Genomic DNA, 11,582 nt, shown 5'->3' on the forward strand with positions numbered 1-11,582 from the left:
GGAGAAAGTGAGCGGCGCTGATTCATTCTTTCGCCCCATCGCTTTTGACTTGAGGTAACTCCATGGGTTTGAAACCAGCAACCAATCCAGACGTCGAAGCGGCCACGATCGAACTGTCGATCGACGGACGGACGGTATCGGCCAAAGACGGCGTCTCGCTGTACGATGTCATTGCCAGCACGGGGAAGATTATTCCTGCCATGTGCTACCACTACACGTTTGATCCCTTCGGATCCTGCGGTATGTGCCTGGTCATGCAGGAAGGCAAGAAGGCCCCGGTCCGTTCCTGCACTGCCAAGGCGGCAGCGGGCATGGTGATCCGCACAGACGGCGACGACCTCTTTGCGGCACGAAAGAAGGCCGTTGAAAAACATCTCTCGGTTCACCCGCTGGACTGCCCGGTCTGCGACGCAGACGGACATTGCGAGCTCCAGGACATGGCGTTCCAGCACGGCGTGACCAATCTCGCCAATGCGAAGCAAAAGTTCATTCCCGAAGACACGCGGAGCCTCGTACTCGACTTCAACATGAATCGCTGCATCGCTTGCGCCGAATGCATCAACGTCTGCAAAGACGTGCTGATGATCGATGCATTGCAATTCATGAAGAAGGGCGGATTCAACCAGGTCGTGGCCAAAGGGGACCAACCCCTTGCCTGTGAATTTTGCGGAGACTGTCTGGCCGTCTGTCCGGTCGGCGCCATCACGAACAAATATTCCAAGTACCTCTACAAGCCGTGGCAGATGAAGAAAACCACCACCACCTGCAACTATTGTGGCGATGGCTGCCAGATGCATCTCGAAACCAAAGACACCGAAGTCGTCCGCGTGACTTCTCCGCTCTCCTGGAAAAATAAATGGGGCGACCGGACTGAAACCGCCAAGGGACACGGTGGGCTCTGCGTTCGCGGCCGGTTCGGATTCCAGTACATCGACAGTGAACAGCGGCTTCGGCAACCCCTCGTCCGCACAGGCGAGACACTGACGGAAACACCGTGGCTCGATACGATGCAGACTGTGATCGATCGGCTGTCCGACATTCATCGGAAGCACGGACCGGAGTCGATCGCCGGGCTGATTACCGCGCGCTGCACGAACGAAGAATTGTATCTCTTCCAGAAACTCATGCGCGCCGGCCTGAGAACTAACCAGCTCGATAGCAGTGCGCGCTACGGCCACCTGAACTATGTTCATGCCGTACGTCATGCGGTCGGTGTCGGTCGTCCGCTCAATGATTGGGAAGATTTGACCAAAGCCAAGGCCATCCTGCTCATCGGCTCGAATATCACGGAGACCAACCCGCTGACGGCTGTCCGCATCAAGGAAGCCATTCGCGTGTATCGTTCGCAAGTCATCGTCGTGGACTCGGCCAATACGAACATTGCGCAACTAGCCTCACATCCGCTCTTGGTCAAGCCAGGCAGCGAATCGTTCTTGATCGACGGGTTGGTGAAGTCGGTGATTGAGCAGGACCTCGTCGATGAAGCGAGCACCACCCGGCATCCGCAGGCCTTTGCCGCATTGAAGCAAGCCTTGGCCCATGTCTCTCTCGACCACGTCTCCGCGGAGACCGGCATTGCGGCAGACCAGATCCGGGAAATTGCCGCGATTTTCGCAGAAGCACCGCGCGCCATTGCCTTGTGTGCCGAAGGTATCGTCCGGCAGCCGAACGGATACCAGAATGTTCTCAAGCTGATTGATCTGGCCTGGGTGACCGGCAAGCTAGGCCAGCCCGGGAGCGGCGTGACCACAGTCACAGAAGAAGTTAATGAACAGGGTGCAGTGGATATGGGCGTTGCGCCGGAATTCCTCCCCGGCCAGGCACGATTCGATGACCCGAGCGCAAGGGAACGCTTCGGGAAAGCTTGGGACGTGACCCTTCCTGCCAGCGGAACCGGCGCCAATTTCCTGGAGATTCTCGCCCGTATTCGAAGCGGCCAGATCAAGGCACTGTATGTCATCGGAGAAAATCCCCTGGCCACCTTACCGGCCTCTATGGACGTGAAGGGGACGCTCGAAAAGCTCCAGCTGCTCATCGTTCAAGACCCCTTCCTCACAGAGACAGGGCAAATGGCGCATGTCGTCCTCCCGGCCGCCACCTACGCCGAAAAGGACGGCACCTTCACCAATCTGGAGGGCAAAGTCCTGCGTGTGCGTCAGGCAGTTGATCAGGTCGGGGAAAGCCTGCCGGACTGGCATATCATGACGGCGCTGGCCAACGGTTTGGGATATGACTGGACCTATGAATCGCCGCAAGACGTCCAGAATGAAATCATGAAGTTGCTGCCGGGCTACTATAATCTCGGCCAGCCTCGCCGCGTCTCGCCATCCCCCGATGCCTATTTGTCCAACGGCTACGCAGCTGAAGTCGCGAGCCGGTATCGCAGCCATACGGCGCAATCAACGTCCAGCGACGGCACGCAGCCCTTTACCTTACTGACCGGACAAGTGCTCTATCATTCCGGGAAAATGTCCACGCGTGCCTCAGGGCTTATCAATATCGAACCGAACAATGGGCGAATCCGCATGAATCCGGCCGACGTGGAGCGACTCGGGCTGAACGAGCAATCCACCATACGCCTCACTTCTCGGCAGGGTTCCGTGCAAGCCGGCGCCAAAGCCGATCCCGATATCCAACCCGGATCGTGCTTCTTCCCCGAGCATTTCAATGAGCCGGCCGTGAAGGACCTGATGACCGTAGAGGTGGATGCAGTCACGGGAGTTCCGTACTTCAAATCCACGCGTGTAACGATTGAAAAGGTTGGTGCGTAAGAGTAAGCTCGCTCGTCTTTTTGATGTCGACAGAGGTGGTGGGAATGAGTGTCGGGGCCTTGACCAAGAAAATTCTTCAGGCGGCGTTGTTCTACGAAATCTGGGACGCCATGAAGGTGACCTTCAAGCATATGTTCCATCGCCCCATCACCTTCCAATACCCGCGCGAACAACGCACCATCCCCGACGGTCACCGCGGTGCATTAGGGCTGCTGCGTTATGGAGACGGCCGGGACCGCTGCGTGGGTTGCGACCTTTGCGAAGCGGCATGTCCATCCCGTTGTATAAAAGTCATCAGCCAGGAAGACCCAGAACGTCCCTTGCAGCGCTTTGCCAGCGAGTTCTACATCGACATCACCAAGTGCGTGTTTTGCGGTTATTGTGTCGAGGCATGCCCTGTCAACGCGCTTGCAATGACCAAGATGTACGAATACTCGACCCACGACAAGCGCACCCTCCTCTTCGACAAGAAAAGGCTCTACGAGGTCGGCGAACGTCACCTCGAAGACGCCAAAAAATATCTGTACGCCCATAATCAAGAAAAGAATTCGGACGAGAGCCGGGAGTATCGTTATTACTTTCCCCAGTCGGTTCTCAAACCCACACAGTCACAACCCAAACATTTGAGCTGATCGTAAGTTATGGCCTTCGTGTTTTTCGCGTATTTCGCAGTGGTAAGTATTGTCGCCGGCATTCTGACCGTCGCGCTGAAGAATCCGGTGCAATGCGGTCTGGCGCTCCTGGCCCTGCTCCTTCACGTCTCAGGCCTCTTCGTCATGCTGAACGCGGAATTCTTGTGGGCGGTCCAAGTGATCGTCTACGCCGGCGCCATTTTGGTGCTCTATCTCTTCGTCCTCATGCTGCTGAACCTCAAGACAGACGACCGCTATTTCCACGCCAAGGCTCCGTATCTCCTAGCTCCAGCGGCAATCGGCTTGGCCTATCTCCTGTTCTTGTTGGTGCGATCCCCGTTCGGCGGATCAAAGGGCGATGCCTCAACGGCGGCGATCCTGATGAACGGAGACGCCCACGCCATCGGCATCAAGATGTTCAGCGACTATCTGCTTCAATTTGAAATCATCGGGGTGTTTCTGACAGGAGCCATCGTCGGCGCGATCGTCCTCGCAAAGACCCCCAAGTCGATCGAAACGAGGCGTGACACATGATTCCTTTGTCCGCCTATGTGGCTGTCAGTGCGGTGTTGTTTGCGACAGGTTTGCTCGGCGTCCTGATCCGTCGCAATTTTATTATTGTGTTGATGTCGGTCGAAATCATGCTGAATGCGGCCACCATCAACTTGGTCGCCTTCTCCCATTACCTGGAAGCCATGCAGGGCCAAATCGTGGCGCTCTTCATTATCGCCATTGCAGCGGGGGAAGCGGCCATCGGACTCGCTATCATCATCGTGGTGTTCCGCGGCAAGATTTCAACCAACGTCGACGAAATGAATTTGTTGAAGTGGTAACGTGTCCGACTCTATTGATCTGATCGTCAAACTGATTCCCCTGTTCCCGCTGATGGCCGTCATTGTGAACGGCCTCTTCGGGCATCGGTATTCCCACGACCTGGCGCACCGCTTTGCGTGGGGCTCGGTCCTGATGTCCTTCCTCTGTGTGCTGGCCGTCTTCACGGAAACCCTCCGAACAGGCGCGGCTCGGGAAGTCGTCGCCTACAAATGGATTTTCGGCGGCGACCTTACAATCAATCTGGCCTATTTGATCGATCCATTGACCTGCATCATGTTGCTGGTCATCACGGGAGTCGGTTTCCTGATCCACGTCTACTCCGTGGGGTACATGCACGGAGAATCCGGCTTCACGCGATTCTTCGTGTACATGAATCTCTTCATGGTTTCGATGCTCCTGCTGGTGATGGGCAATAACTACGTCGTCCTCTTTATCGGCTGGGAAGGCGTCGGACTCTGCTCCTATCTGCTAATCGGGTACTACTACGACAAGGTCTCCGCTGCCAAAGCGGCCACCAAAGCCTTCGTGGTCAATCGAATCGGTGATGCCGGATTCCTCCTGGCGATCTTCCTGGTGTTCGTGAACTTCCGAACCCTCGACTATACCCAGGTCATGCAGAATGCCGCACAGCTGTCGCCTGAAATGGCCACCGCCATCGCACTCTGCCTCTTGGTTGGAGCCGTCGGAAAGTCCGCACAACTTCCGCTCTATACTTGGCTGCCCGACGCGATGGAAGGCCCGACGCCGGTCAGTGCGCTCATCCACGCGGCCACCATGGTTACGGCGGGCGTCTACATGATCGTCCGGAATCACGCAATTTTCGATCTGTCGCCCACCGCCATGACGACCGTCGCCTGGATCGGCGGACTCACCGCACTCTTCGCTGCCACGATCGGCCTAGTCCAGACCGACATCAAGCGCGTCCTGGCCTATTCAACCGTCAGTCAGCTCGGGTACATGTTCCTCGGCTGTGGCCTCGGTGCCTACACCGCCGCGGTCTTCCATCTGATGACCCATGCGTTCTTTAAAGCGCTCTTGTTCCTGTCGGCCGGGTCCGTCATCCATGCATTGTCCGGCGAGCAGGATATACGCAAGATGGGCGCGTTGAAGTCGAAGATCCCCTGGACACATACCCTCTTCCTCATCGGCACGATCGCGATCGCCGGAATCCCGCCCTTAGCGGGCTTCTGGAGCAAAGACGAAATCATGGGCCATGCGTTCGTGCATCATCACTATGTGCTCTATGGCATGGCAGCGGTCGGCGCATTCCTGACCTCGTTTTACATGTTCCGACTGACCTATCTCACGTTCTATGGCACCTCCCGGCTGGATCACCACACCGCGGAACACGTCCACGAATCCCCCATGGTGATGGTCGGGCCCCTCGTCGTGTTAGCCACCCTCTCCGTCATTGGTGGCTTTCCCGGTGTTCCGCCTGAAAACGGCTGGTTCCACCACTTCCTGCACTCGGTCGCAGGTGTGGCCGGGGAGGAGCACGCCACCGCGCCTGGGCTGATGCTCGGACTGATGGGCACGGCCACCGTCATTGCGCTCCTGGGCTGGGGACTGGCGCATTACTTTTACAGTGGGCCTTCCTCCGCAGCAGATGCACTCGCCGCACGGATGCCGGGCGTGTACACGACCCTGCTGAACAAGTACTTTGTCGACGAACTGTACGACCGGCTGTTCGTGGAACCGACCAAGCAGATCGGGAGACTTTGCGACTGGTTTGACCGTACGATCATCGACGGCCTGGTCCGATCTATCGATCGTGGGACAGACGCCAGTTCAGCGGCCATCACCTGGACCGAAAAACATGTGGTCTATGCCGGCTTGAACATCATCGGCTATGCGAACCACCTCCTGGCCCGCTCGTGGCGGCGGCTTCAGACCGGCATGGTGCATCAGTACGCGGCCATCATTGTGGCGGGACTCTTTATTCTCGTGCACCTCATTCTTTTGATTTGGACCGGAAGCGGTTCCAACGGGTATTTATCACGCTGACGCAGCAGAATTTCTGGACACACGATGCTTGAAGAGTTCAGTTTTGGATTCCCGATCCTCTCGTACCTGATCTTCCTCCCACTCGCGGGCGCGGCGGTGCTCTGGTTGATCGAAGACGAAGATCTCCTCAAGACGACGACATTGGGTATCACCCTGGTGGAACTGGCCCTGGCCTGCCTGGTGCTCGTGCGCTTCGTGCCGGATTCCGCTGCCATGCAATTCGCCGAGCATGCGCGGTGGATGCCGGCGCTCGGCATCGGCTACCACCTCGCCGTCGACGGCATCAGCGTACTCTTTGTAGGGCTGACTGCCTTTCTCACCGTGCTGGTCGTCATCTATTCCTGGGATACCGTGCGCAATCAGGTCCGCCTGTACTTCATGGCGCTCTTGGCCCTCGAGACCACCACCATGGGTATCTTTGCCTCGATCGACCTGATTCTGTTCTTCGTCTTCTGGGAACTCATGCTCATCCCGAGCTACTTCCTGATCAAATTGTGGGGCGGAGGAGCAGAGCGCCATTACGCAGCCCTCAAGTATGTGCTCTACACACTCCTGGGCAGCGTCTTCATGCTGGTCGGCATCGCCTTGCTGGACATCAACTATCACCAGTGGGCGGTGACTCACCACCTCGACCACGTCTACTCATTCGACCTGCTGGAGTTACTCTCGGTCCCGATCCCGCTCTCCCAGCAGATTTTGATCTTCTGGCTGATGTTCATGGGATTCGCCTTCAAAGCGCCGGTGTTCCCATTTCACACCTGGCTCCCTGATGCCCTCGTTGAAGGACCCATCGGTATGGCCGTCATGTTGGCCGGCATGAAATTGGGCACCTATGGCTTCCTTCGTTTTACCTTCCCGTTGCTGCCCGATGCATCGAAGAGCGAAGGCGTCGTCTCAATCGTCATGGTCCTGGCCCTCGCGGCAATTCTGTACGGGGCGGTGGTGGCACTCATTCAATCGGACTTCAAGCGCCTCCTCGCATTCAGTAGCATCAGCCACCTTGGGTTTGTGGTGGTGGGGCTCTTTGCCCTGAATTTTCAGGGCTTGCAGGGGAGCCTCCTGACCATGATCAACCTCGGTTTCAGCACCGCCGGTCTCTTCTTCATGGCAGGCTTCTTATCCACCAGACAACAGAGTTCCCAATTGTCCTCCTTCGGAGGATTCGCAAAACAGGTACCGCTCCTGGCCTCATTCCTCCTGTTGATCGGCATGGCCTCCATCGGACTGCCTGGGACCAATGGTTTTGTCGGGGAATTTCTGATCCTCCTCGGCGCTTTCAAAGCCAAATGGTGGTATGGAGCCGTGGCGGTCACCGGGGTCATCTTCGGAGCAGCCTATTTCTTGTGGTATTACGAGCGAGCCATGCTCGGCCCGCTGAGCAAGAATATTTCCGCCACGATCAAGGACCTGCACATGCGGGAAATCACCATCGCACTCTCACTCTCGGTGATGATTCTGTGGATCGGCCTGTATCCGTCACCCTTTTTGAGAATGATGAATGGATCGATTCAAGCTCTCGTCGATCGGTTGGATCGTGCCAAAGTGGCCTCGGTAGACACTGTCATCCACGTGCCGGCTAAGTAGGACCATGGCTGAATACACGCTGCTCATTATTCTCTTCGCGCCGTTTGTCGGGGCCCTGGCTCTGATCTTCGTCTCCAACCGCCAGCTCTCGCTGGTCCGCGGCATTGCAGCCGGCTCGGCTTTTGTCTCATTGATCGCTTCCGTCTATCTTTTCTACGCTTACGACCCGTTGAAAGGCGGCTACCAGTTTATCCAGCGGATTGAATGGTCACGACAACTGGGGATCTCCCTTCACCTCGGGGTGGATGGAATCGGCACCCCGCTGGTCCTGGCCTCCGGCATCCTCCTCTTCGCCGGCATTTTCGTCTCCTGGCATATCAAAGACCGGGTTAAAGAGTTTTACATCTGGATTCTCATTCTGGCCGCAGCGACGATCGGCGTCTTCATGTCGCTGGATTTGTTCTTCCTGTATTTCTTCTACGAAATGTCCGTGATCCCCATGTATCTCCTCTTGGGCATGTGGGGGAGCCATACGAAAAAGTATCTCGAGATGACGGACGCCGAAGGCCTCAAGCAGCGCGACTCCGTCGGCTTTATCTTCAATTTCGGCGCGAACAGCAAAGAATATGCGGCCATGAAGCTGGTCCTGTTTCTGTCCGCCTTCGCCGTCGCGGCATTGATGGGTATTCTCCTGATCTACAAGTTCTCAGGACTCAATACCTTCGACATTCTGGTGTTGCGTGAGCAGGCCCATTTCTCGGGTCCCCTGGCCACGCTGATCTGGCTGTTGATCTTTTTCGGCTTTGCGTCGATCGCTCCGATCTGGCCGCTGCACTCCTGGTCTCCCGTCGGCCACGCGGCCGCCCCGGCTGCCACCAGCATGTTGCACGCGGGCGTGCTGATGAAATTGGGACATTTCTCGATCATCCGGGTCGCTTTCGAAATCCTGCCGGAGACCACCCGCGAACTCATGCCCATTGCCGCGGTGCTGTGCATCTTCAGCATCATCTACGGCGGACTCGTCGCCTATTATGCAAAGGACACCAAGTACGTCATCGGTTATTCCAGCTCTAGCCATATGGGCTACGTGTTCCTTGGCATGGCCGCGCTCGACTACATCAGCCTGAGCGGGGCCGTCATCTATATGTTCGCTCACGCTATGGCCACCGGGATGCTTTTCGCCATGGCCGGCTGGGTCTACGATCAAACCCACACCCGCGACATTCCCTCGCTGGGAGGCCTCTCCAACCGGATGCCATTTATTTCCGCCGCCTTCGTGATCGGCTGCATGGCCTCGATCGGAATGCCCGGGACCGTGAACTTTATCGCTGAAGTCATGATCATCGTCGGCAGTTGGAACAAATATCCCTTCCAGGTCGTCGTTGCCGTCCTGGGTATCGTGCTGACCATGGCCTATCTCTTCAAGATGATGCGCGGCCTGTTCTATGGCTCCATGGCGGAAAAATACAGCCACTCCCACGATGCCGTGACCGTCGTTGATCGTATGCCGCTGCTGATCATGATCACCGTCAGCATCAGTTTCGGAATTTTCCCGGGGCACCTCTACTCCGTCGTCAGATCCGGAGTCGATCCCTTGATCGCTCGTATCACCAAGGTCGTCCCGGTTGCGGAGCACCCTATGAACCTTCCACATGCCACCTCGCCAACCGTACCCACATCCGCTTCCCGTGAAGCACTTGCGAAGGTGACCCCGCGATGACTTTTTCCCTTACCCTGTCAGTCAGCGATCTTCTGCTCCTGCTACCGGAGCTGTTCCTCACTGCCTGGCTGTGCGTCGTCCTGATTGTCGATTTTTCATTCAAGCGGATCGTTCAAGAACAGCTCGCGTACCTGAGCATTCTTGGATTGGTCATCACGCTGGCCTGCCTGGCCTGGTTCGATGTCACCGGCATCACCGGCACTCTCTTCGGCAAGATGTTCGTTCTCGATCGGATGGCGATCTTCTTCAAAGTGATGATCCTCCTCGCCACGATCCTGGTCATTCTCTTGTCGATCGATTATGTCCACCGCTTTTCTTTCTTCCGGGGGGAATACTATTTCCTCGTCGTCATGTCGGCATTAGGCATGATGTTCATGACCTCCGCCAACGACTTGCTGTCGCTCTTCGTGACCCTGGAATTCGCGACATTCGGCTTTTATGTCCTGGTGTCCTATCTCCGTGACGATATGGCATCCAACGAAGCCGGGCTCAAGTTCTTCATCCTGGGCGTCTTTGCGGCGGGCTTGCTCGCCTATGGCATTAGCCTCGTCTATGGTGAAACAGGCAAACTCGTCTTCTCGGACATGACTGGCGCAGCCCCGACTACCGGCCTCGTCATCGGCTTCCTTCTTATTTTTGCCGCCCTGGGATTCAAGATCGGCGCGGTCCCGTTCCATTCATGGATCCCCGACACCTATCACGGCGCACCGACGCCGGTCACCGCGTTTCTGTCAATCGCGCCCAAGGTAGCCGCCTTTGCGATTCTGCTGCGCCTCTTCTTAGTGGCGCTGGCCACCTTCAAGCCGGCCTGGGCATTGCTCATCGTGGCAGCCTCCATCCTCTCGATGACCTACGGCAACATCGTGGCAATCGCACAACGAAATGTGAAGCGGCTGCTGGCCTATTCCGGTATCGCGCAAGTCGGCAACGTGCTCATCGGCCTGGCAGCAGGGACCAAGATGGGGACCGATTCCATCTTGTTCTACCTCCTGACCTATCTCTTTGCGAACCTCGGAGCCTTCGCCGTTATCATGGCGATCAGCAATGCAGTGGGCAGCGATGAAATCGACGATTACAGCGGACTCAACCGGCGCTCGCCGTTTCTCGCCTTTGCCATGCTGATTTTCCTGTTGTCGCTGGCCGGAGTTCCTCCGCTCGCCGGCTTCATCGGCAAATTGTATATTTTTGTCGCGGCGATCAAGGAGGGGCTCTATATCCTGATCACGGTCGGCCTCGTCAACATCGTCGTGTCGATGTACTACTACCTGATCGTCGTCAAGAAGATGTACATCAGCGAACCACTCGATTCTTCCCCCATCAAGACGACGGGTCCGTTGCGGGCGGTCATCTATGTCGGATTGGCCGGCACACTCGTGATCGGCATCTACCCACAGCCGTTCCTCGACTGGGCCGTGGCAGCCACGTTGATGTTTTCCAATCTGCTCGGCCCTGCCGCTTCCATTCCCGTACCAGTCGCGCCGTTCGGCGGATAAGGCCGGCCAGGATACGCCTTACGACTTCAATCAAATCCCTTCGCTTATCAATAGCTTCTGCTACAATACAATCTCCTGATCTCTGAGCGGTTCACCGAGGCTCCGCAGCCTTGTGTGGGCTCGCCCCAATTCATCCGCCTGGATCTCGCATGGGCATGGACGAACCGAAGTCCCAACAGGCCGTCAATCCCGACGTCGAGTGCGTTCTGCCCGCCCTCCCCTGGAGCGAGCGGATTCTCTTGCGCATCTCCTTTCTTAGGCCGTTGGTGCTGGCATTCCAGAAACGCTCCATCGAACAACGCGTACTCGCAGGATTCGGCCTCGTGTTCGCCGGCATCCTGGTCATTTCCGCCATTTCCTATCGCAATATGACGATCCTCATCAGAAACGGTCATCACGACCAGCGAAGTCATGAGTTCATCCAATCCCTGGCCGCAACCGGCGAAGCCATCGACGATGCGGAGAATGGTCATCGACGATTCCTGGTCACCGGGGATGAAAGTTACCTCGCCGCTTACAACACCTTGCGAGAACGTGCACCGGAGTATCTCGGCTACTTGCGTGAACTCACGGAACCCGACAGCATTCAGCGCGAGCGCGTGAC

The 11,582-nt window shown here is 56.9% G+C and carries 8 protein-coding genes; all 8 read left to right on the top strand.

Going from position 1 to position 11,582, the window contains the following annotated elements; translation table 11 throughout:
* The first annotated feature begins 62 nt into the window (after positions 1 to 62).
* Genes H8K11_01595 through H8K11_01630 form a run of 8 tightly spaced genes read left to right on the top strand, consistent with a single transcriptional unit; the run spans position 63 to position 10,978 of the window.
* Positions 63 to 2,771, top strand: a complete 2,709-nt coding sequence (locus H8K11_01595; GenBank protein MCS6262422.1) for a molybdopterin-dependent oxidoreductase — start codon at positions 63 to 65, stop codon at positions 2,769 to 2,771.
* Between the two features lie 44 nt (positions 2,772 to 2,815).
* Positions 2,816 to 3,403 (top strand): NADH-quinone oxidoreductase subunit NuoI, encoded by a 588-nt coding sequence (nuoI, locus tag H8K11_01600; GenBank protein MCS6262423.1) that lies wholly within the window; start codon positions 2,816 to 2,818, stop codon positions 3,401 to 3,403.
* A gap of 9 nt (positions 3,404 to 3,412) precedes the next feature.
* Positions 3,413 to 3,937: an NADH-quinone oxidoreductase subunit J gene (locus tag H8K11_01605; protein ID MCS6262424.1), complete on the top strand. Its 525-nt coding sequence runs from the start codon at positions 3,413 to 3,415 to the stop codon at positions 3,935 to 3,937.
* The gene (gene nuoK / locus H8K11_01610) at positions 3,934 to 4,236 is read left to right on the top strand and encodes an NADH-quinone oxidoreductase subunit NuoK (GenBank protein ID MCS6262425.1); all 303 of its coding nucleotides are present in this window, start codon (positions 3,934 to 3,936) and stop codon (positions 4,234 to 4,236) included. Before H8K11_01605 ends, nuoK begins: the two co-directional genes overlap by 4 nt.
* 1 nt (position 4,237) lies before the next feature.
* Positions 4,238 to 6,241 (top strand): NADH-quinone oxidoreductase subunit L, encoded by a 2,004-nt coding sequence (gene nuoL / locus H8K11_01615; protein MCS6262426.1) that lies wholly within the window; start codon positions 4,238 to 4,240, stop codon positions 6,239 to 6,241.
* Between the two features lie 24 nt (positions 6,242 to 6,265).
* Positions 6,266 to 7,825: an NADH-quinone oxidoreductase subunit M gene (locus tag H8K11_01620; GenBank protein ID MCS6262427.1), complete on the top strand. Its 1,560-nt coding sequence runs from the start codon at positions 6,266 to 6,268 to the stop codon at positions 7,823 to 7,825.
* A 4-nt stretch (positions 7,826 to 7,829) separates the two neighbouring features.
* Positions 7,830 to 9,485, top strand: coding sequence for an NADH-quinone oxidoreductase subunit M (locus H8K11_01625; GenBank protein MCS6262428.1), 1,656 nt, complete (start codon positions 7,830 to 7,832; stop codon positions 9,483 to 9,485).
* The gene (locus tag H8K11_01630; protein MCS6262429.1) at positions 9,482 to 10,978 is read left to right on the top strand and encodes an NADH-quinone oxidoreductase subunit N; all 1,497 of its coding nucleotides are present in this window, start codon (positions 9,482 to 9,484) and stop codon (positions 10,976 to 10,978) included. The genes H8K11_01625 and H8K11_01630 overlap by 4 nt, the downstream gene beginning before the upstream one ends.
* Positions 10,979 to 11,582 lie beyond the last annotated feature (604 nt).

The sequence above is a fragment of the Nitrospira sp. genome (assembly GCA_024998565.1).
Lineage (GTDB): Bacteria > Nitrospirota > Nitrospiria > Nitrospirales > Nitrospiraceae > Nitrospira_A.